This is a genomic window from Pirellulales bacterium (assembly GCA_035533075.1).
Lineage (GTDB): Bacteria > Planctomycetota > Planctomycetia > Pirellulales > JAICIG01 > DASSFG01.
Window position 1 is genome coordinate 1 of the sequence record DATLUO010000278.1, and the last position, 20,769, is coordinate 20,769.

15 protein-coding genes are annotated in these 20,769 nt (G+C 63.3%); 4 read left to right on the forward strand and 11 right to left on the reverse strand.

Going from position 1 to position 20,769, the window contains the following annotated elements; translation table 11 throughout:
- Window positions 1-119 precede the first annotated feature (119 nt).
- From VNH11_34445 to VNH11_34460, 4 genes are all read right to left on the reverse strand, one after another.
- Entirely contained in the window at window positions 120-1,544 is a 1,425-nt protein-coding gene (locus VNH11_34445) for a DUF1501 domain-containing protein (protein HVA51494.1), read from the reverse strand.
- Between the two features lie 27 nt (window positions 1,545-1,571).
- Complete coding sequence (locus VNH11_34450) at window positions 1,572-1,814, reverse strand: hypothetical protein (protein ID HVA51495.1); 243 nt, start codon at window positions 1,812-1,814, stop codon at window positions 1,572-1,574.
- A 3-nt stretch (window positions 1,815-1,817) separates the two neighbouring features.
- Window positions 1,818-2,054, reverse strand: coding sequence for a hypothetical protein (locus VNH11_34455; protein HVA51496.1), 237 nt, complete (start codon window positions 2,052-2,054; stop codon window positions 1,818-1,820).
- A 69-nt stretch (window positions 2,055-2,123) separates the two neighbouring features.
- Entirely contained in the window at window positions 2,124-2,618 is a 495-nt protein-coding gene (locus tag VNH11_34460; GenBank protein ID HVA51497.1) for a DUF1569 domain-containing protein, read from the reverse strand.
- Between the two features lie 232 nt (window positions 2,619-2,850).
- Between VNH11_34460 and VNH11_34465 the strand changes: the two genes are divergently transcribed.
- A complete protein-coding gene (locus VNH11_34465; GenBank protein HVA51498.1) occupies window positions 2,851-3,552 on the forward strand; it encodes an NTP transferase domain-containing protein in 702 nt (233 codons plus the stop codon).
- Here the strand turns inward: VNH11_34465 and VNH11_34470 are convergent.
- Window positions 3,546-4,607 (reverse strand): DUF1559 domain-containing protein, encoded by a 1,062-nt coding sequence (locus VNH11_34470; protein HVA51499.1) that lies wholly within the window; start codon window positions 4,605-4,607, stop codon window positions 3,546-3,548. The two genes, VNH11_34465 and VNH11_34470, sit on opposite strands and share 7 nt — an antisense overlap.
- Before the next feature lie 458 nt (window positions 4,608-5,065).
- Between VNH11_34470 and VNH11_34475 the strand changes: the two genes are divergently transcribed.
- The 3 genes from VNH11_34475 (at window position 5,066) to VNH11_34485 (ending at window position 10,670) form a co-directional block, all read left to right on the forward strand.
- Entirely contained in the window at window positions 5,066-7,879 is a 2,814-nt protein-coding gene (locus tag VNH11_34475; GenBank protein ID HVA51500.1) for a DUF1553 domain-containing protein, read from the forward strand.
- A gap of 242 nt (window positions 7,880-8,121) precedes the next feature.
- A complete protein-coding gene (locus tag VNH11_34480) occupies window positions 8,122-9,636 on the forward strand; it encodes a DUF1501 domain-containing protein (protein ID HVA51501.1) in 1,515 nt (504 codons plus the stop codon).
- A gap of 299 nt (window positions 9,637-9,935) precedes the next feature.
- Window positions 9,936-10,670 (forward strand): hypothetical protein, encoded by a 735-nt coding sequence (locus VNH11_34485; GenBank protein HVA51502.1) that lies wholly within the window; start codon window positions 9,936-9,938, stop codon window positions 10,668-10,670.
- A gap of 82 nt (window positions 10,671-10,752) precedes the next feature.
- On the opposite strand, the gene VNH11_34490 is transcribed toward VNH11_34485, so the two are convergent.
- From VNH11_34490 to VNH11_34515, 6 genes are all read right to left on the reverse strand, one after another.
- Window positions 10,753-13,716 (reverse strand): PVC-type heme-binding CxxCH protein, encoded by a 2,964-nt coding sequence (locus VNH11_34490; protein ID HVA51503.1) that lies wholly within the window; start codon window positions 13,714-13,716, stop codon window positions 10,753-10,755.
- A 94-nt stretch (window positions 13,717-13,810) separates the two neighbouring features.
- The gene (locus VNH11_34495) at window positions 13,811-16,120 is read right to left on the reverse strand and encodes a YfhO family protein (protein ID HVA51504.1); all 2,310 of its coding nucleotides are present in this window, start codon (window positions 16,118-16,120) and stop codon (window positions 13,811-13,813) included.
- Window positions 16,121-16,320: 200 nt separating this feature from the next.
- A complete protein-coding gene (locus tag VNH11_34500; GenBank protein HVA51505.1) occupies window positions 16,321-17,244 on the reverse strand; it encodes a DUF1559 domain-containing protein in 924 nt (307 codons plus the stop codon).
- Between the two features lie 85 nt (window positions 17,245-17,329).
- Window positions 17,330-18,373, reverse strand: a complete 1,044-nt coding sequence (locus VNH11_34505) for a DUF1573 domain-containing protein (protein ID HVA51506.1) — start codon at window positions 18,371-18,373, stop codon at window positions 17,330-17,332.
- 12 nt (window positions 18,374-18,385) lie between these two features.
- Window positions 18,386-18,925 carry a cysteine peptidase family C39 domain-containing protein gene (locus VNH11_34510; GenBank protein ID HVA51507.1) on the reverse strand — a complete coding sequence of 180 codons (540 nt, stop codon included), beginning with the start codon at window positions 18,923-18,925 and terminating at the stop codon, window positions 18,386-18,388.
- Between the two features lie 29 nt (window positions 18,926-18,954).
- Window positions 18,955-19,992, reverse strand: a complete 1,038-nt coding sequence (locus VNH11_34515) for a hypothetical protein (protein ID HVA51508.1) — start codon at window positions 19,990-19,992, stop codon at window positions 18,955-18,957.
- Between the last annotated feature and the right edge of the window lie 777 nt (window positions 19,993-20,769).

The following is a 20,769-nucleotide window of genomic DNA, read 5'->3' on the forward strand; positions in this document are numbered from 1 at the left end:
GGCCCACCGATTTGAGGGTCAGGTTTCAGGCGTCAGGCGTCAGGACAAACAACCTGACGCCTGACGCCTAACAATGGTTGGCCGGCGCTCGCAAGCTCGCTGGTCCCACCCTACGCGAACTACGCGAACAACTCGTAAACCGGCTTGCCCGGTGCAATCTGAATCGGCCGGCCCTGCTGGTCGGTCACTTCCGACCGCGAGTGGATGCCCAGCGCGTGATAAATCGTGGCGGCCACATCCGCCGGACTGACCGGCTGCGAGGCGGGATAGGCCGCGTTGCGGTCCGATGTGCCATGCACATAGCCGCCTCGAATACCGGCGCCGGCCATCACAACGCAATAGCAGAACGACCAGTGATCGCGGCCGGCGTTCTTGTTGATCAGCGGCGTGCGGCCCATGTCGCCCATCCACACCACCAGTGTTTCGTCGAGCAGGTTCCGCTCGCCAAGGTCTTGCAAGAGCGCTGAAAGTCCCTGGTCGGTGACGGGCAGCAGCGTGTTCTTGAGCGATTTGAAATTGTCGCCATGGGTGTCCCAGTCGCGGTTGGCCACCGAGTACACGGTGACCATTGGAACTCCCGCCTCCACCAGCCGGCGGGCCAAGAGGCAGTTCTGAGCGAAGGGCGTGGGACCGTAAAGTTCGCGCGTGCGCTGCGGCTCTTTTGCCAAGTCGAAGGCGTCGCGGCTGGCGGGCGACGCCAACAGCTCGTACGCCCGGCGGCGAAAGTTGTCCAGGTCGCGCGTGCCGGCCCTGCCCTCCAAGGCGGGCAGGGCGCGATTCAACTCGTCGAGCAGGTGCCGTCGGCCGGTCAACTTTTGCCCCGCCGTCTCCGTCTCGCCCAGCATCGATCCGACTACCCGCATGTCGAGCCGCACGTCGTCGCCGCCCATCGGTTGCGTGAACGGCACGGCGAACGGGTCGTAGGCGTGTCCCAAACAACCGGCGTTCTGGCCCATGCTGTCTTTGTTGCCAAAGTGCCGCAGTTCCCCGAGCGTGACGTAGGGAAACATCGACTTATCGGCCGCGCCGAGCTTGCTCACCACCGAGCCGAGCGAAGGCATGTCTTGCGGCGTGGCGGCCGGCTCAATGCCCAAGGGCCGCGAGCGTGGATGGGGATGCGCCGTCAATGCCAGGTAGGCGCCGACCGCATGGTCGTTGTCGGCGTGGTTTACCGAGCGGAGAATCGCATAGCGGTCGGCCGCCGCCGCCAGCCGGGGAAGGTGCTCGCAGAGGGCTGTGCCCGGCACTTGCGTGGCAATCGGCAGAAATTCGCCGCGGATTTCGACCGGTGCCTCCGGTTTGAGATCGAAGCTGTCAATGTGCGACGGGCCGCCGTAATTGAAGACAAGGATACAGGCTTTGGCCTTGCCAAACGTGGCTGACTGCGGTCCGCCTCGATCGCTGGTTTGTCGGCCGAGCGCGGTGCGTGCCCGCAGCCAGTCGGACCACAGCAATCCGGTGAATGCCAACCCGCCCACGCGCAAGATTTCGCGACGCGAAACGCCGTCGCACAATCGAACGCCGCGGCCGAGGAACGAGAGCATTGGTGGCCTCCTTTCATTAAGCCGCCATTATAGCTCGTCGGACTTCGCAGACGACATCAAGGCCTCTACCGACGCTTCGGAAACCTCGACTTCCACGAAGCGTTGCATAGGATAGAGGTAGTCTTCGCCCGAGTCGTCGACGATCCGCAGATAGCTTTCCTGCGCAGCCTTTTCGTCCGGCAAGACCCTGTAAAGTTTCCAAGCCGTGAGATCGTCGCATCCCTGGTCGGTGACGCAGACAACGAATCTTGCTCGCTCGGCGTGTGCCATGTTTTAATCCAAAAACCGCTTGATCTTCAATTTGCGTTTGCCGACGCCGTGCGCTTCGTACCAGTGAATCTCCGCGCGACGGAGGTTTCCGTTGACCAGCCGAACTGTGGCGATGCCCTTTAGCTTCCGCCATCGACGACCACCGTACTGCGACTTAAGGTCGGCATGTTCGCGTATCGACAGGTTGACGGCTATCGTTTCAACACTCGTCAGCCGCCCGATGATCTCAAAGTCCAGCATCGCCAGCGTGTCCTTTGCTTTGGCGAATCGTGGTCTGACTTATTATAAGCCGCGAGGCGCGCTGCAGCGCTACACGAGAGCGGGTTCTTCGACCGGCACGGCAAAGCTCATGTGCAATTCTGCGTGCCGCAGGTGAAAGCGGTCCCATTGGTCGAGACTCAGTTCGCCGAGCAGCGGATGTGCGGCCCGCTCCGTCTCGAAGTGCAGCCGCTCGATGGCCGCACGCAACGACGCGATGCCTTTTTCGACGCTCGTTGGCTTCGGCGTGAGTGTCCCGGCAACTTCTTCGGGTAATTGCAAACCGGCGGGCATCGGGCCGGCCAATAACCGCCGCGCGTAAAACAGACGCACGACGAGCCGCGTCCACCAAGCGACGTGCGCCGCGGTTCCGTCGATCGAGGCGTGGATGCTGCGGGCAAGATGGAGAAAAATCTGGCCGAGGGTCCAGTTGCCCAACGTCAACACCTCGCCCTGGGCCAACGCTTCGGCGTCGGCCAGCAGGTCGTGAAAACTTTCATAATGCACCTCCCTGCGGTCCATAACGTCCCTGGTGTTGACGGCCATGGTCTTTCCTTCGTTTCGGGAACGGACAATCGATTCCCCATTGCCTCGGGCGGCGTCCCGCCGGCACTGGCAGCCTGCACAGCAGCCGATCAGCATACCGCCTCGACCGGCCGCCTCACAAGGGGCTTGGAGCCTTTCCGGGCAAAACGCTATGATGCAGCACCGTACAGGCGGCAAATCCGCTTAAGTCTTTGCAGCCTTTGTAGTTTGATCGCTGAAAGGAGTCCCGATCTTGCTCACGCCGAGGGTGCGGACCGTAATTCAGGCACGCATGGCCTCCAGTCGCTTGCCGGGCAAAGTATTGGCCAACTTGGCCGGCCGGCCGCTGTTGGAGTTCGTCGTGCGGCGACTGCGGGCGGCCGGTAACGATTGGGAAATGACCGTGGCGACAACCACCTCCGCGGCCGATGACGCCATTGAGGCTTGCTGCCGCCGGTTGGAAGTACGCTGTTTTCGAGGACCGGAAGCGGACGTACTCGGTCGCTACGTCGCAGCCGCTGCCGACCTGGCGGACAGCGACATTCTGCTCCGGGCCACCGCCGACAATCCGCTTTACTGTTCCAGCCGCACGGCGGCCATTGTCGCCGAGCATCGCCGCCGCAACGCCGATTACACGTGTATCGAGCGGCTCTCCTATGTCGTTCCGGAAGTCCTGCGCGCGGGCGCGCTGCGGTCGATGGCCCTGCTGGCGACCGATGCCTATTGCCGCGAGCACGTCACGCCTTACTTTCGCGAAGCGCCGCGCGAATTTCAGGTCGTGCAGTTGCCGGCCGACTGGAACGGCCTGCGGCCCGAGGTTCGTCTCACGGTGGACACGGCGGAAGACCTTTCGCGGATGGACATCATTTGCCAACCGCTGGCAAGAGAAGACGTCTTGTTTCCTTTAGAGGACGCGTATTCGCTGGTCGATCGCAGCTTTGAGACGACTCAGTAATTGCCGACCGTGTTACCGTCGGCAATGTTGCAAAGCCACGCCAGGATGTTGATGTCGGTCGTCTCGCTGATGAAATGGACCGAGCCATCGGCCATGGTCACATTGCAACCGGCCGGATGGAGGCTGCCCGCCATGCCCCACGAGGCGACCCGTCCGGGCAAGTAGGAGTTGGCAGTCGTCCAATAGGTCCAGCAGTTGACGACCTGGCCGCCGCACAGCGGGCACGTGGTCGCCGGATAGGTGCTCAAGTTGTCGTAAAGCGAGACGCCGTACATGACCCAGGCACGATACCCCCAGGCGTTTCCATTGCCGTTGTAGACCATCAAGGGACTTTCAATGAACGCCGCAGTATTGCTCGTACCATCCTTGATACTGGACATGCTGCTATTGCTGTTCTGGCCGAACAAGGCGCGATACTTTTGAAGGCCGTTGTTCGTGTACCACGTCTGCCAGTTGTGATTCCCGATTTCATAGTCCGGCTTGGTGCTGAACTCGTAAGACGTTTTCGCGCCCAACAGCGTGTCGGTGCTGGTGATGCCGTAAGCCGCGCCCGTCGCCATGGTCTTGGTTCCGTCGTCGCTGGGGCAGAGAAACATCGGAAGCTGCGTGGCAACGACGACATCGTTTCCGGACGTTGTCGGCGTCAGGGGTAAACCGGCAACAGGATACGGGACGGCACCGTAATAGGTGCTTGAGCAGGCCGCGACGTTCTTGTTGAACTTGTCGTAGAGCGGTCCCTGCTCCAAGTAGGGCAGCATCAAAACATAACCGCTCGTGTTCATGATACTGTTGTAGTATTGGGGAGAAGGCAAAGCCTCCACCGCCCCATAATTCAGGCCCGCCGGCGGAAACACCTGCATCACGTCGTGATAGTTCTGCGCGGCAAGGCCGATTTGCTTCATGTTGTTGGTGCATTGCGTGCGGCGGGCCGCCTCGCGTGCCGCCTGCACGGCGGGCAGCAAGAGGGCGATGAGAATGCCGATGATGGCAATCACCACCAACAACTCGACCAGAGTGAAACCGCGCAATGTGACGCGACGACGAGCCATAAACATAGAATGGGCCTCCAGGAAAAGAGATGGGATCCATCCGACGGCGCAAGGAAAGAGTCAATCGCGGAAGACCGATCCTGCGCCACCGATATCCAATTTGTTAAATCAGGGTGGGCGAACGAGCGCCGCTTTGTGTTTGCAAGCCGCGTGCCACCGGGCGACCGCGGGCCGTTCAAAAGCATCCAAAGGCTTTGTGCTGCTAGACTTGCCACATATCGCGGCCGCCTGATTCTCACACGCTCGCCACCATTTGCCGCAGGCACTGCCTTGTGCAACGGCATCCGAAGACGAACGTGGTGCCAAGAGGACAAAAAAGAAGTCGGTGTAACAGTTGGTCGCCGGGATCCTCCAGGCTGGGCTTGAGGCCGGCGCATCGCTTGACATCGCGGCCCCGTCGCGCGACGATCAAAGACCGGCATCGGTTCTTCCGGCGTCGAACACGTTCACGAAAGAGTGGTTGCATGAGGATGTGCTGGATCGCTTACTGCCTGGTCCTCGCGGCCGACATCGCCGCCGCGGCCGAGCCGGCGACCGATTACCTGCGCGACGTAAAGCCGCTCCTGGAACGGCGCTGTTTTGCTTGTCACGGTCCACTCAAACAGGAGTCGGAGTTGCGTCTCGACACGGGCGCTTTCATCCGCCGCGGTGGAACGGACGGACCGGCAATCGAGCCGGGCAACCCCACTGCGAGCCGGCTGGTCGAGCGAGTGTCGGCGACCGATCCGTCGCGGCGCATGCCGCCCGAGGGCGCGCCCCTGACAGCTCGGGAGATCGGCACCTTGGCGGCATGGATCGAGTCGGGGGCCAAAACGCCGGCGGACGAGAAGCCGCAAGACGACCCGACCACGCATTGGGCCTTCCGTCGGCCGCTACGTCCCGCCGTGCCCACTGCGAGGTCGGACTGGGTGACGAATCCGATCGATGCGTTCATCGTCGCGCGACAAGTCGCCGCGGGAGTCGGACCGCTCGCCGAGGCCGACAAAGCGACGCTCTTGCGAAGGCTCACGCTCGATCTCATCGGACTCCCACCGACTCGCGACGAGCTCCGCGCGTTTCTGGCCGACCCATCCGACACGGCTTACGAGCGGGCCGTCGACCGGCTGCTGAACAGCCCGCAATATGGCGAACGTTGGGGACGGCATTGGATGGATGTGTGGCGATACAGCGACTGGTACGGCCGCCGCGCCGTGCCTGACGTGATGAACAGCTACCCTCACGTCTGGCGGTGGCGCGACTGGATCGTGCGCTCGCTCAACGACGACAAAGGTTACGACCGCATGATCGTCGAGATGCTCTCGGCCGACGAGGCGGCGCCGGGCGACGACGCCGACGTGGTGGCGACCGGGTTCCTCGTGCGAAACTGGTTCAAGTGGAACTATGAGAACTGGATGAAGGACAACGTCGAACACACGGCCAAGGCATTTCTCGGCCTGACCATGAATTGCGCCCACTGCCACAATCACAAGTACGACCCGATTGCGCAGGAAGAATACTTCCGCTTCCGCGCGTTCTTCGAGCCGCTTGAGCTCCGCCAGGACCGTGTCGCCGGTCTCGCGGATCCGGGACCGTTCAAGAAATACGTCTATGCCCAATCTTATGGCCCGATCGCGGCCGGCCTGGTCCGCGTGTTCGATGAGAAACTCGACGCGCAGACGTTCATGTACGTGAAGGGCGATGCTCGCAATCGCATGGAAGGCAAACCGCCTGTCGAGCCGGGCATGCCGGCGGTTTTGGGCGACGCAAGTTTTTCGATCACGCCCATCGACCTGCCGCCGGAGGCGTTTTATCCGGGCCTCGCGGCCCCCATTCGCGAGGAAGAGAGGGCCAAAGCCGCAGCCGAGCTGGCAGCCGCCAGGCAGACGTTGGCCAAATCGCAGGAGAACGTCGCCGCGGCGGAAAGGCAGCTTGCCGAATTGCGTACTCGTGCGCAACAACCCCTCACAGCCCGGAATCGACCGGGGCCCGATGCGCTCTTGCAGGCCGAGCAAGCGCAGCTCGATGCCCGACTTTCGTACCGAGTCGACGAGCAGCATGTCGCCCAGGCGGCCGCGCGCCAGTGGGCGCTCTCCGCCCGGCTGGCTGCCGATGACGCCCGCTATCGCGGCCTGGGCGATCCGCAAGCCCTGGCGAAAGCCGCCTTCCTGGCCGAGAAACAGGCCGCCTGGGAAGAGGCGCAGTTGCGGCTGGCGCGGGCCGAACGCGGCCTGATCGCAGCCGAACGCAAAGCGGCCGCCGACCCCAACGCGAAAGCGGAAGTCGAAAAGTCGCAAAAGGAGTTGACCGACGCCCGAGCGGCGGCCGACGCGGCGCGGGCCGCGCTGGCCACTTCGGGCGACGCCTACACTCCGCTCTCGCCGGTCTATCCGGCCCGCAGCACCGGCCGCCGGCTGGCGCTGGCCAGGTCGATTGCCAGTCCCAACAACCCGCTGACGGCGCGCGTGGCGGTGAATCATATCTGGATGCGCCACTTTGGCCGAGGTCTGGTTGAAACGCCCGCCAACTTTGGCCGCAGCGGCCGGCCGCCCTCACATCCCGAGCTGCTCGATTGGCTGGCCGTGGAGCTGATGGAGCAAGGCTGGCGGATGAAAGCCGTCCACCGCCTGATTGTCACCAGCCGTACCTACCGGCTCCGCTCGCAGCTTGGGGCCACGGATCACCCGAATCTGGCGCTCGACCGCGACAATCGCCTCTACTGGCGTGCCAACACGCGCCGCATGGAAGCCGAATGCGTGCGCGACAGCATCCTGGCTTCTGCCGGCGAGCTCGACACCACGATGGGCGGGCACGAGATCGATGCCACGCAAGGACTCGCATTGCGGCGGCGCAGCCTCTACTTTGCCATTCACGGCGAGGCAAAGATGCAGTTCCTCGAACTCTTCGACGCGCCCGACGTTTGCGATTGTTATGAGCGAGTTTCGTCGGTCCGCCCCCAGCAGGCGCTGGCGCTGGCCAACAGCGAATTGCCGCTGACGTGCGGCCGGCTGCTGGCCGAAAAACTGTGGCGGGCGTCGAGCGACGTGTCGGACGCCGCGCAGCGAGAAGCCGAGTTTGTGCGCGGGGCGTTCGAGGAACTTCTCTCACGTCCGCCCAGCGACGCGGAGCTGAACGCCTGCGTCGATTATCTGGCCCAGCAAACTCGCGAGCTCGCCGTGGTAAGATCACCGGAAGCCCCGACCGCCGCCGGTCCGGCCCCGTCGAGCGACCCCGCTCAACGCGCACGCGAAACGCTGATCCACGCCTTGTTCAACCACAACGATTTCGTGACGGTCCGCTAAGACTAAGTTGGCAAGGTGAATACTGTATCAGCCGCGTAGCGGCGGTAGAATTCAGCCGTGGGCGCCAGCCCACGGTGATGTTTGCGATTCGCCAGCGAAGCCGCGTAGCGGCGACAGAGCATCGCGCGCCGTCGCCGCTACGCGGCTTTGCCGGAGGACTTGCACATTTTCCGTGGGCTGGCGCCCACGGCTAAACTCCGTTGCCGCTACGCGGCTGGCCCACTTCTCGAAGTAATGCGACCATGAACGCCGATTCTTCCCAATCTCAGTCGCTGCTTGCCGCCGCACGGCATTGTCGTTGCGGCCGCCTCGCTCGCCGGACATTCTTGGCCGACCTGGGCCTCGGATTCACAGGGCTGGCGATGGGCGCCCTGCTGCATCGCGATGGAATCGCCCGCGCGGACGACGCCATCTCTCCGCCCGACGGACGGCCGCACTTTGCACCGAGGGCCAAGCACGTCATCTGGATCTTCCTTTCCGGCGGCGTGAGCCATCTTGAGACGTTCGACCCCAAGCCGCTGTTGAACCGGTTCGCCGGCAAGACCTACGACGAGACGACGCTCCCCAATCCGCAAAAGCTGCCGATCTATCGCGAACGGTCGCGGTCGGTGGTCGGCTTCGATCGCGAAGTCGTATCGAAGATCATGCCGCTCTCGGTCGGCTATCAGAAGCGCGGCCAGCTCGGCTGCGAAGTCAGTGATTGGCTGCCGCACCTCGGCGGCGTCGTCGACGATCTGTGCATCGTCCGTTCGATGTACACCACCGACAACGACCACGGCGCGGAGTTTCAGTTTCACACGGGCCGCCACGTGCTCGATGAACAGCAGCCGACGATCGGCTCCTGGATCAGCTACGGCCTGGGCGCGCTCAACGAGAACTTGCCGCAGTTCGTCTTTCTGGGCCAGTACAAAGACCCGCGGGTCAAGAAGGATTTCGAGGCCCATTACCTGGGGCCGCGGCATGCGGGCGTCGAGCTGTCGCTCGATCCGGCCAATCCGCTGCCGTTCGGAGGCCGTCCGGCGAGCGTCTTGCCGGCGGAGCAACGCAACGAATTTGCCCTCATCCACCGGCTGAACGAGCTGGCGGCCGTCGAATATCCGGAAGACGAGCAACTTCGCGCCCGCATCCGCTCTTACGAGCTGGCCTACCGCATGCAGATGTCGGCCCCCGAGGCGCTCGACCTGGCCGGCGAGACGCAGGAGACGCAGCAGCTCTACGGCATCGACAACGAGACGACCGCCCTCTACGGTCGCCGGCTGTTGGCGGCCCGGCGGCTGGCGGAGCGCGGCGTGCGGTTCACGCTGGTTTATCTGAGCGACTACGGCGAATGGGATTCGCACAGCAATATCAAAGAGTTGCACGCCCGGTCGTGCGGACGCGTCGACAAACCGCTGGCCGGACTCGTGACCGATCTCAAACGCCGCGGCATGCTGGAGGAAACGATCGTCGTCTGCGCCACGGAGTTTGGCCGCACGCCCGCGTTGGAAGTCACGAGTCTGAACAAGGCCGGCACGGGGCGCGACCATCATCCGCACGGTTTCACGGTCTGGCTGGCCGGCGCGGGGCTCAAGCGCGGCCACGTCCACGGCGCGACCGACGAATTCGGTTTTCACGCCGTCGAGCAGCCGCACTACGTGACCGACATCCACGCCACGGTCCTGCACCTGCTCGGCCTCGACTCCCACCGCCTGTCTGTGCCCGGACGGCAACGCCTGGAGATCGACTACGGGCGGGTCATCGACGACGTTCTGGCGTAGTGCCGGCGGTTGCGAACGGCGAACCGGTGCCACATCTCGTGCGGGGTGAGGCGTTCCAATCACAAGCAGGAGCGCAATAGTCCGTCGAAAACCCATCACTTCAACCTCTTTATGCGCTTTGGTGGTGACGCTATTCTCGCGACATGAGCGCCGCACGATCTTCGGGAGCTTTCGCTATGGCAATGACGTTTGATGCGACACTGAAAGACATGGCCCGCGAATGCCCCGAAGGTTTTCTGGCGGCGTTCGATCGCAGAACTACGCAGCGCATTTCGGTGCTGAACGTGGACCTATCGGCCGTGACCGCCGCCGCCGACATCGTGTATGGGTTGGGCGAGCCCCTGCAGGAAATCATCCACATCGACTGCCAATCGAGCGCCGCCGCTTGGAAGCACGCCGACCTGCTGCTCTACAACGCGCTGTTGTTTGCCCGCTACCACGTGCCGGTCCACACCGTCGTGGTATTGCTGCGGCCCGAAGCCGCGCATTCCAACATGGACGGCACCGTTGACTACGCGCCACGCCCCGAGCATGGTAGCATGAGTTTCAGGTATCAGATGGAACGTCTTTGGTTGCGTTCGGCTGAGGAGCTGTTGGCGGGCGATGTGGGCGTGGCGCCGCTGGCGGTGCTTGGGCGCCTCCCTGAAGGTGCGCCGCTTGAGGAGGCCATTGCGAACGTCGCAGAGCGGATCGTCGAACGGCTAACCAAAGAGGCGCCGCCGGACAGGGCAAAAAAGCTGCTGACCGACGCACTTCTGCTGACCGGGCTTCGCGTGAAACGCGACGTGGCTGCGAAGATTTTTCGAGGAGTTCGAATGATGGAAGAATCCGACACCTATTTGATGATTGTCGATGAGGGCAAAGAGAAGCAGGCCAAAAAGGCAATCCTCCTGTTTGGAGAAGAAAAGTTCGGACCGGCCGACGAAGCAATTAAGTCGGAACTCGATGGCGTAACCGATCTTGATCGACTTGACCGCATGATTCGCCGCGCTGTGAAAGCGACGGCGTGGCGAGAAATCCTCGATACACCATGAGCCTGCAACACTACGATCTCCGTCGCTGCCCCTTTTCTCTTTCGACTACGGGCGGGTCATCGACGACGTTCTGGCGTAGCGCTTACTGTTGCAGATAGGCAAACAGGTCTCGCAACTCCTGCGGCGTGAGCGGTTCCAAGAGCCTTTCGGGCATCAGGGAAACGCGCGATTCCTCCAGCTCGTCGATCTCCTCGCGAACGATGCGCGTCCGCTGGTTCTTGGCGTCGACGAGCGTCACGCTGGCGGGGTCTTGCTCGGCGAGGATTCCGGTGAGAACTTGTCCGCCCGTGGTTGCCAACACGTAACTGGCATATTCCTTGCGAACGACGGAGCTCGGATCGATGATGTTGGTCAGCAAAGCGTTCCGGTCGCCACGGTTGGCCTTGGTGAGCTCAGGTCCGACGTGATTTCCCTCGCCGAAGAGCTGATGGCAGATGCCGCAGTGCTTGGTAAAAAGGGCCTTGCCAGCGGCCCGGTCTCCCTCGCCGGCACGAAGGTCGTTCGAAAAACGGCGGATATCGGCAAGTTTCTCTTCGGGGGTGCCGGGGCCGATGTTTCCCCAGATTTTGCGAACCAAGGCATCGATCGCCGCGTCATGGTGCAGCGCCGCCCGTTGTAACTGCTCCAGCGGAATCTCATCCGGCCGAAGAACGCCGCGATCGACTTGCTCCAACAGCGCCAAAGCGGACCTGGGCCGGCTCAAAAGCGTTTCGCGCACGTCGCCGCGAACGACCGCCGAGAACCCGGCGTAGCGCGATACGAGCTGACGCGCGACCTGTTCATTCTCAAATCGGCCTGCCGTTGCGACCGCCGCCCGCTGGACCGCTTCCGGCTGTCCAGGGTCGATCCACGGCAACGCCGCCGCGACACTCTCGGTCGACCCGAAACGGCCCAAGAGGCCCAATGCCTTGATCCGGTCCGCCTCATTCGTGTGCGGTGCGGCGATGAGCGACATCAGGCGTTCTTCGGCGCCCGGCAGTTGCACCTGCAACGCCAACGCCAGGTAAAGCGGCCTCTCTGGCGACGCTTGCCACCGCCGGGCAACCAACTCCTTCAGTTCGACCGCTGGCGGTTCGCGGCCGGCCGGTTTCCGCTCGTCGAGGCCGCGGGAAAGTTCAGCGAGCAGGCCATCCGCCGCTTCGTTGGGCGCCGCGCGCAGCAGGCGCGCACAGGCAGCGTAGGCGCTGCTCTTCGCTTCCGCGGCATAGCGGCGCACCAACCGGCGGGCATTTTCGCGCAGCAGCACGTGCCGCCAAAGAGGCTCGTGGAAGAGATCGAGCACGCCCGGCATCTGCTCGATCGCCTTGTCTTCCATGGCCCACCAGAGCAGCCACGGAAGATGGGGATCGTCAGCGTCTTCATCCCGCAGCATCAAGGCGGCGACGATCGGCAAGGCGTCGGAGCCGGACAGCCGCTTGGCCGTCGAGGCAAGTTGAGCGCGTACGACGACACTCGGCTCGGTGGCCGCCAGCGTGGCCAGCTTTTCAGCGGCTCTTGGCGTCACTTGGCGTGCTTCGCCCAATAACCGCACGGTCCAGCACCGAACGTGCTCGTCCGAGTGGTCTAGCAAGTCGACGGCCAGCTCCTCGCTCCAGCCGCCGCTGCCGTAGAGCGCCCATAGGCTCTCCAGTGCGAGATCACCATCGGCTTCCTGCAAGGCTGCCGTCCGCAATCTGGCAAACGTCGAAGAATCTCGCCGTTCGCTCAACCGCCGACGTGCCCGGCCCCGCCACCAGTGGTTCGAGTGCTGGAGCAGATCAACCAGCCTGTCGCTGCTGAGGCTTGGAAGATCGACCCGCTCTTGCGGCACCTGTGACGTCACCGGGACGATCTTATAAACGCGACCATTGGAGGTGTCCCAATGGGCATCGGGATCGGGGTGTGCCGTGCGCCGATCGAAGAAATCGCACACGAAGACGGCTCCGTCGGGCGCCAAACAGAGATCGGTGGCGCCAAACCAAGTGTCGTGCGAGTCCAAGAGCAGCCCCCCGAGCGACATCTTGATGGTTGAGCCGCGCGGAGCGACTTTCCACCAGGAGCACGTGTGCCCCAGGAAATCGCCGCACAAAAAGGCGCCACGGTATTGCGGCGGGAAGACGTCCGCCAGATAAATCGTGCCGCCGGTGTTCGGTCGGCCCGTCAGCCCGGTGTGCTCGACGTGGCTGAACCAGCCATAGGCATAAGGGTTGTGCAACGGCCCGTGCTTGCCAAACGTCTTTTCATAGTAGCCGCCTTGCACTCCGTGCCAGCAAAGCCCGCCGTTCGAGCTGTAGATCAACCTGCCCTTGGCATCGAAGGTCAGCCCGAAGCCGTTGCCGCCACCCTCACAGAACAACTCGAACTGTTTGCTGCGCGGATGATAGCGCCATACTCCTTGTTGAAATTCGATGCCGCGGATGCGGCAGGTGGTCGTGCTGCCGTTCAGCCCGTAAAGCCAGCCATCCGGGCCGAAGGTCAGATGGTTGACCAAGGACTGGGCATCCTCCATCCCGAAACCTTCCAGCAGGACGTCGGGGTCGCCGTCGGGCACGTCGTCGTTGTCTTGGTCGCGATAAAAAAGCAGATAGGGTGCTTGCAGCACATAAACGCCACCGTCGCCGAACTCCAGGCCGGTACACAGATTCAGGTCGGAGACGAAGTCGTGGAACCTGTCGGCGTGGCCGTCGCCGTCGAGGTCCTGGCAGATGGTGATGCGATCGGCGCCCTTTGGGCCGCGCGGAGGCGGTTCGGGCACGCGGTCGTAAACGGTGCGCGAATAACGGTCGACCCGCACCCGCTTCAGTCCGGCCGGGTTCGGATATTGCAGATACTGAATAACCCAGAGACGCCCGCGATCGTCGCATTTGACGAGAATTGGCTGGCGGATCTCCGGCTCGCCGGCGAACAGCTTGACCGCCAGCCCCTCGCCCAGCGACATTTTCTTGGCCGCCTCACGGGCAGGATAACCCTGGCCGCGGGCCGGCAGCGCCGGTAGGTAGGACAGCACAACGGCGACGGCGAGCGTTCGCACCGCGGCGTAGGCGTTGAAAGAGGGACGAACCGGCATGCGTGCAGTCTAGCCTGCGTCCCATTCGATGGCGAGGGATGGGGTGATGCCCAATCCCTCGGCCGCTCGCGGCCGGCTTATGATGACCATCGACTTAACCCCATGCGCGCCAAGATCGCCGATACCGGCCTGCGCGGACATTCCGCCGAATGCCGAATACCAGCAGTCCCAGCCAAATCACAATACCCGCCAGCGTGCCGCCCAGTCCGACGCGGAACGACAACGGACCGAAGACGAAGACGATGCGGTGTGTTCCCGCCGCCAGACGGATGCCGCGAAAGACGCCGTGCGCCCGATCGATCGCGACCGGACGGCCATCGACGGCGGCTGTCCAGCCGGGATACCACGTGTCGGCCAGCAGCAACCGGCCGACCGCCGGCGCATCGCAGTCGATGGTCAGCCGCTGAGGCTCTTCAGCGACCACGCTCGCCGTCCCCAGCATCCGCTGGCGCATTCGCCGCACGTCGCCCGCAGCGATGCGGTCGAGCGGCATGTCCAAAACGGCCGAGTCCGTCTCGGAGAAGAATCGCAGCCGCGGCAACGGTTCTTCCAGCGGCTCGCTGCGCGCACCGTCGCCCGAAAGCGCATCATCGCAAGCGGCCACGCTCAAGACAACGGGCGGCCTTGATTCAATCGCGCGAAACAGCCGCTCGGTGGCCGACGGCAAGACACCGCCTTCCTTCGTGCCCAGCAACTGCCGGCGCGCCTCGAGGGCCGCCGGCACAAGCGTGCTATATCGCAATTGATTGCTGGAAACCCATGAACTGATCGGCGCCTGAACGAAGCGGCGGGGCAGCCCGGCGGAAACGAGCGATTGCGGAAGCCGGACCTGCGGCGGCGGCTCTAAATGAAAGTTGCGAACGTTGTTCCAACTCAGGTCGAGCAGCGCCAACAAGATCGCCAAGAAGTAGGCCGTGCCGGGCTGCTGGACACCGACCCGCCATGCGAACGCGAGCACGGCGAAAGTGGCGCCGACCAGGACGACCCAAAAAATTATGTCGCCCACGAGGTTCGCCCGGGCATAAACGACATAGCTGCGCAAACCGACGCCGTCGCCGTTGTGTACCAGCGCCGAGCCGATCAGATTCGCGAGGCACCAGATAACCGTCAACAGCGGTATCCACCGCGCGCCCCGTGCCGCGATGGCGCCCCGCACCAGATCATCAAGCCCCCGCGCCGCCAACAGCGCCACGAAAAGCGACCCCACGCCGAACACTCGGCCTGGGCAGCGGAAAAGCCCCAGACCGGGCACGGTCGTCAACAGCACACCGAAGGCGGGAGTGCTGTCGCCCAACGCGATCGCCAGCGACAGGGTCAGCAGCGCGGCGGCGCCCCACTCCCACCGCGACGCTTGCGCGCGCGACAAACCGAAGAGGGCCAGCAGAGGGCCGGCGAGCCCGAGGTAGACGACGCGCTCGTGAAAATTCTCGCCGACGCCGAATCCGTATGGGCCCGCGAAGGGGTTGCCCGCCACGTTGGGCGCAAGAAGGCGAACAAGGTCCAGGCCGGTCAACGCATGTTGCAGTGAAAAGTCGCCCTTGGAACGGAACGACTCGCTTACCCCGCTTCGCGCGAGTTCCAGCGACGGCACGGTCTGCACGGCTGAGAGCAGAAAGCCCAGCGCCGCGGCGATCAGCCCCCAGGCGAGGCAGTGCCGCCAAACGTGCCGGGCAACGCCGCCCGCGAGCGAACCGGCCGCCCATAGGCTTCCGAACAGCAGGCTGTAATAAAACACCTGCGGGTGTCCGCTGACGGCGAAGCACGCCGCCACGCTCGCCAGGGCCGCTGCCGGCAGCGGCCCCGGCCGGCGCAGAAGCGCCGCCAACGCCAGGAAAAACCACGGCACCAGTGCGTATTGCAAAAGGAGCGTGACGTGCCCGGCCATCAAATGGTTGACGGCGAACCCGCTCCACGTTGCCAGCATCGCGGCCAGCGCGCTGGCCGGCCGGCTGATTTCGTGAAATCGCGCGACGAAATACGTGCCGGCAAAGCCGATGGCCAAGTGCAGAAAGATCGTGATTTTCAGCCCATATCCCGCGCCCGCGGCCAGCACGACGGGCGTGACAATCGGATGGCAAAGCGAGGCCTGCTGGCCCGCGTGCAGCGGAAGCCCGGCGCCGAGATACGGCACCCAAAGCGGAAACCGTCCCGACAGCATTTCGGCCCGCGCATACTCTCGTATCGGCAACTGATACGCCACAAAGTCGCGCGACGGCCCGTCGGGTATCGTCCGCCCATCAGGAACGAGCAGGCCCGCGAACGGCGCGAGGCAGCAGGCGGCGACGACGAGCGGATGCCACTCGGCAATCGCCTTGGACGCGACGCGGCCGAGCCGGGCCAGCCGGCGCCGGCCCGACTCGGCCGCAGCCGGCAAGCACTCGGACTTTCGCTCGGCGTTCCTCATATAGTTCACGCGGCCGAGAATGAGACATTTGCGTCACGTAGGGTGGGACCAGCGAGCTTGCGAGCGCCGGCCCACCAGTGTCGGTTATGGTGGGCCGGCGCTCGCTAAAGCGAGCTGGTCCCACCCTACACGTTTTGTGTCAACGACGGCCGCGTGAAGTATACAACAGGACGCCTGCCACGGCACACGAAGCGTGCCTGCTACTTTATCATTGCATCGTCGATCGGCACGCGGTCCCTGCGGTTGCCCAGCCAGCGATGGACGTTCGCGTCGATCTCGAAGCCGATGGGCCGCACCGAGCCGTCACAAAAAGCGAACTGGCAGGTCGTGGGGTGGCTGCTGCCAAAGCGGTTGATCCACAACTCCGACCGGTCGGGCGAGAGCGGATATGTGGTCCAGCGAAAGCTGTCGTAGTCGTAGCCCGCGTACATCCCCTGATCGTCGCCCGGATCCCAGCCGCCCGCCACCGCGTACTTTTCGCCGATCAGGTAGGTGTGGCTCGTGCCGTCGACGATGTCGGCCAGTTTGACCTCGCTGCGCAAATAGCAGATGCCAGTACACTGGCTGTTGTCGGGCCACTGGTAGGATGGATTATCGCCCTCGGCGTACGATTGCGGGCCATACCTCGGCTTCAGAATATCGTCGCCGGCGTTCACCGCGTAGTCGCTCTCGGCGACCCCCAACGGCACGTTGAAATTGGCGGGTTGGACGCCCGGATCGAACGGCGAAATCTGCAACGGCCGCCGCGTGGGGCAGTCGAACACGGCGAGGGGAATCGCCAGGACCGCGGTGACGGCGGCCTTCTTTTTCGCCGCCGGCAGCCCCGCCCCCATGCGCGCCAGATCGCCGCGCTCCAGGTAGGGAAGCAGGTCGAACGTCCAGCTTCCCGGCTGCGACGGGCCGGTGCCGCGATCGGGATCGCCCACCCAGCCGAAGCCCCAACCGGCCGACGGAAAGCGGCCAAAGGCCGATTCGTGATTGAGCATCGCCAAACCGAGTTGTTTGACGTGGTTCTGGCAGGTGTTGCGCCGCGCAGCCTCTCGCGACGCCTGAACCGCCGGCAGCAGCAGCGACATCAGCATGCCGACGATCGATATCACGACCAAGACCTCGATGAGGGTCATTCCAAGGCGTCGTTCGTGCTTCATGTCGTGCCTCGTTTGAACAATCATCGGGACCCGCGGTCTCCGGCACTTTCGCCTGGAGGCATTATTGGACCAAACAGCCGACGGGCACTTCTACAACATCCGCGTCCAACGCGTGGCGCACTAAAACCGCGCTCTTTTGATATCCTGGCGAATCCGGGACCCTTACCGTCATCCTTATCAACGAGGCGTTATTGGTCTCGCGTGCGGACCACTTCAGCACCGCCCATGCCGAGTCCTTCGCCTCGACAGCCGTTATGGGCACACGTCTGCCTTTATCGGGTGACCTGAGCACCAGTGTCGTGTCGACGGAAGCCGCAGGCGATCTCGGGCCAAGTAGGAGCCGCGATGGAGAAGCCGTGCAGTTGCGAGCGACGTCCCCACGGACAGTCACCGCAACCACTTGTTCGTTGGCCGTCATTGCCACGAACTCGACGCGTTCCTCGAATGGACCGGTGCGTTGCGGCACCGTGAGCGATAGGCGAAACCGCCGGCGCCAACTCGCGCTCGGGCCGAGCTCTTCCACGGCCAGCGCGCTGTCTGAGGTGGACGTGCGCAGGACGCGCAGCGGCGCGCCGTCGGAGGTGAAAACTTCTAACATGCGACTGATGCCGCTTCCCGGAGCGACAACGCCGAGAAAGAGCGTGGACGGCTCAACTTCGACAGCGCGGCGCACCCCGGCGCTTAGGACGAACCGCAGCAGAGGATTGCTGGCGTCGTTCGTGTGCAGGGTCACGACGTGCGAGACCAGCCCTTCGTGTGGAGGAGCTGAGAAAGTGACGGTCAGGTCGCTCGATGATTGCGGAGCGATGACACGCGTGGCCAACTCGGCACTTGTGCAACCGCAAGACTTGTCTATGGAAGCGACACGTAGTTCCGCGGTGCCGGTATTGCGAACATGAAACTCGGTACTGACAACCTCGCTTGGCTCGACGCGCTTGAAGTCGTGTTGTTGTCGGTCGGCCACCGCGCGTGGCTGCGCAGCGTCGGCGCGCGGGCGTCCCTCGCCCGACGCGAGCAACCACGCGCCCCCGAGCGTGGCCGTAACTACGGCGATGGCCGCTCCGCCAATTGCTGTTTTTGTGAACTGGTAGCGGATGATCTTCATTGGGCACCTCGGCTATTGGGTGAGGCCACCCATGCGATCCATCGCACGGGCGAGCAGTGTATTTTCCGGGCCAACCAGAACCGCATTGCCAGCCCACCTCCCAGGCAGGGCGGTAATCGGTACAATTCGCGGCGCCGACGGTGGATCGACGATGGTTACGTTGCGGCCATCATAGGGAATCGCGGCGACATAGTGCATGTCGTCCAGGTGTAGAATCATCGGGAGGGTCGATAGACGCATTGCACTGCAGTTGAGTTGGACGCCAACAGCGGCAAGACCCATTTCGTGCAATCCCTCAATCAGTTCTCCCATCGAGGAGCGCCCGAACGGATCGCTCCTAACCAGGCGCGCGGCGTCTCGTAGCGCTATGTCTTTGCCAAGATACCTTGCGACGACCGCCGCACTCACGGCGCCGCATGGCGTGCTGGGATCTCTCGCCGCAGGAGATGCTGGTCCAAAATCATCGACCGGCTGCGGCCGTTGAACGCGCCAGATAATTAGCGCCAAAGCCACAACGGCAGCGCCCGCCGCGCCGCGACTCACCCAGCGCATTGATTTGCGACATGCCGCAAACACAGCTACTACCCTCGGGGCTTCGTCCGCCTACGCATAATGCCAACGATCGACACCATAGCAATGACGACCGCGCCTGCGACCCACGCCCATACGGAGAGGTTGCCCGCGCGCAGTCGCGAAACACCGCCTAATTGTTGCTTGATCGTATCGTCGTCGACCTGGCTTGACATGTATGTGCGGCCCGAGATCTCGTCGTCCACGGCTACGCCAGGCGGAAAAGACCATTTGAAGGTGGTATCATCTAAAGCAGCATTCACGAGCCATCCATCAAGCTCTACCCGCGAGCGGCTTAAAATCGTCGCCGGCCCATTCTTAGGGAGCCGGTATTGCTCGAACAGCGCTTTCCTCGGGACCCACAATCCTTCGGCCACCTCGTGCATGGACGTCAGCTCTACCACGCCGTTTGCTCTCCAATCCGCGTCCAGAGCCTCCTGAACGAGCATCGCCTTCCTGACTACGGCAAATCCTCTGTTTGAATCCACGAGAAATTGAACCTTACGGAAACGACCGTCAACGCCCTCACTGACTTTCCCCTCGAACGCAAGCACCGATCGTCCGTCGAACTCTGCCTCCGCTGCGAGGCTGCCCCCTTCAATGAGGTAGGCGCTGTCGCGTTCGCCATTAAATGTCCAGACCAAATCCGACGGGGTGAACGGCAAGATAAATGGGGTGGAAGCTTCCCCGATTCGGCCGTTCGTCAGTCGGCCCTCGCCCATCGCCTGGCGACGTCGCTCACCGTCGAAGACCTCAGTTTGCTTCAGCGCGGGCGGCTGTGCGGCGGCCCCCTCGTTTATCGTTTTGGACGTGCCGTCAATGCGATATCTGCCACGCGAGTCCATGATAAGTGCAATATGCCATTGTGTGTGCTTTGCGGCGCCGCGGTCGGACGGAAGGGAAAAAATATGATCTATGGTTGCTGTCACCGAGAAGTTTTCCAGGGCTTGTTCCCTGTCCTTCACCGCGGCAGCGACCGCATCAAGGTCGAGGCCGCCCGTGGCACCCGCCTCCGTTGCGGCCAACAAAAGTAGTACGAGCGCGGACATGCAGAACTCCGTATGCTAGCCAGAACCGTTGCAGGAGGTTTGTGAGCAGGTGGCCTGCAGGCAGCCGCAGTTGGAGCCATTATTCGGACATGAGACGCACTGCCCCGACTGCTTATCGGGCATACCGGTGAGTATCACGGCGCATCCGGTCGCCTGGATGGTCTGCGTACAGTTAGAGCCGGTGACTCCGCCACCGCACCCGACACCGGAATTAAGCTGAAGCATCCAGCAGCCGCCAGCGCCATCCGTAACGCACGTGCTCGAGCTGGTTTGGCACGCACTGCCTGAGTTTGTGCCGCTCGCACAAGTCGTGCCCGTCGAACTGCACCTCATCGTCCTGGTGCAACCCTCGTTGGCGCAGCCAAGTCCCAGGAACGAGTTAAGCTCGTCGCTGGTAAGGATCCTTAACCGTGGGTCTGCCCTAGACGGCAAATGGGCCGCCGCGACGGCCAACAGGCACGATGCCGCAGCTAAAATACGGTACTTCATTGCAAGGACTCCGATACACGATACACTATGAGTAAAATGTCGCACATAGCCGAAGAGCTCGATGGACCACGGGGTAAGCCGTGTTCCGGATCGAACTTTTCGTCAAACAAGTGGGCGAACGGCTATAATCGTTCCCCGTTCCCCGTTCCCCGTTCCCCGTTCCCCGTTCCCCGTTCCCCGGTCCCCGTTCCCCGTTCCCCGTTCCCCGTTCCCCGTTCCCCGTTCCCCGTTCCCCGTTCCCCGTTCCCCGTTCCCCGTTCCCCGTTCCCCGTTCCCCGTTCCCCGTTC

Excerpts from the sequence above, each read along its gene's own strand:
- VNH11_34445 (HVA51494.1), bottom strand. The coding sequence starts at position 1,544 with ATGCTCTCGTTCCTCGGCCGCGGCGTTCGATTGTGCGACGGCGTTTCG.
- VNH11_34450 (HVA51495.1), bottom strand. The coding sequence starts at position 1,814 with ATGGCACACGCCGAGCGAGCAAGATTCGTTGTCTGCGTCACCGACCAG.
- VNH11_34455 (HVA51496.1), bottom strand. The coding sequence starts at position 2,054 with ATGCTGGACTTTGAGATCATCGGGCGGCTGACGAGTGTTGAAACGATA.
- VNH11_34460 (HVA51497.1), bottom strand. The coding sequence starts at position 2,618 with ATGGCCGTCAACACCAGGGACGTTATGGACCGCAGGGAGGTGCATTAT.
- VNH11_34470 (HVA51499.1), bottom strand. The coding sequence starts at position 4,607 with ATGTTTATGGCTCGTCGTCGCGTCACATTGCGCGGTTTCACTCTGGTC.
- VNH11_34475 (HVA51500.1), top strand. The coding sequence starts at position 5,066 with ATGAGGATGTGCTGGATCGCTTACTGCCTGGTCCTCGCGGCCGACATC.
- VNH11_34480 (HVA51501.1), top strand. The coding sequence starts at position 8,122 with ATGAACGCCGATTCTTCCCAATCTCAGTCGCTGCTTGCCGCCGCACGG.
- VNH11_34490 (HVA51503.1), bottom strand. The coding sequence starts at position 13,716 with ATGCCGGTTCGTCCCTCTTTCAACGCCTACGCCGCGGTGCGAACGCTC.
- VNH11_34495 (HVA51504.1), bottom strand. The coding sequence starts at position 16,120 with ATGAGGAACGCCGAGCGAAAGTCCGAGTGCTTGCCGGCTGCGGCCGAG.
- VNH11_34500 (HVA51505.1), bottom strand. The coding sequence starts at position 17,244 with ATGACCCTCATCGAGGTCTTGGTCGTGATATCGATCGTCGGCATGCTG.
- VNH11_34505 (HVA51506.1), bottom strand. The coding sequence starts at position 18,373 with ATGAAGATCATCCGCTACCAGTTCACAAAAACAGCAATTGGCGGAGCG.
- VNH11_34510 (HVA51507.1), bottom strand. The coding sequence starts at position 18,925 with ATGCGCTGGGTGAGTCGCGGCGCGGCGGGCGCTGCCGTTGTGGCTTTG.
- VNH11_34515 (HVA51508.1), bottom strand. The coding sequence starts at position 19,992 with ATGTCCGCGCTCGTACTACTTTTGTTGGCCGCAACGGAGGCGGGTGCC.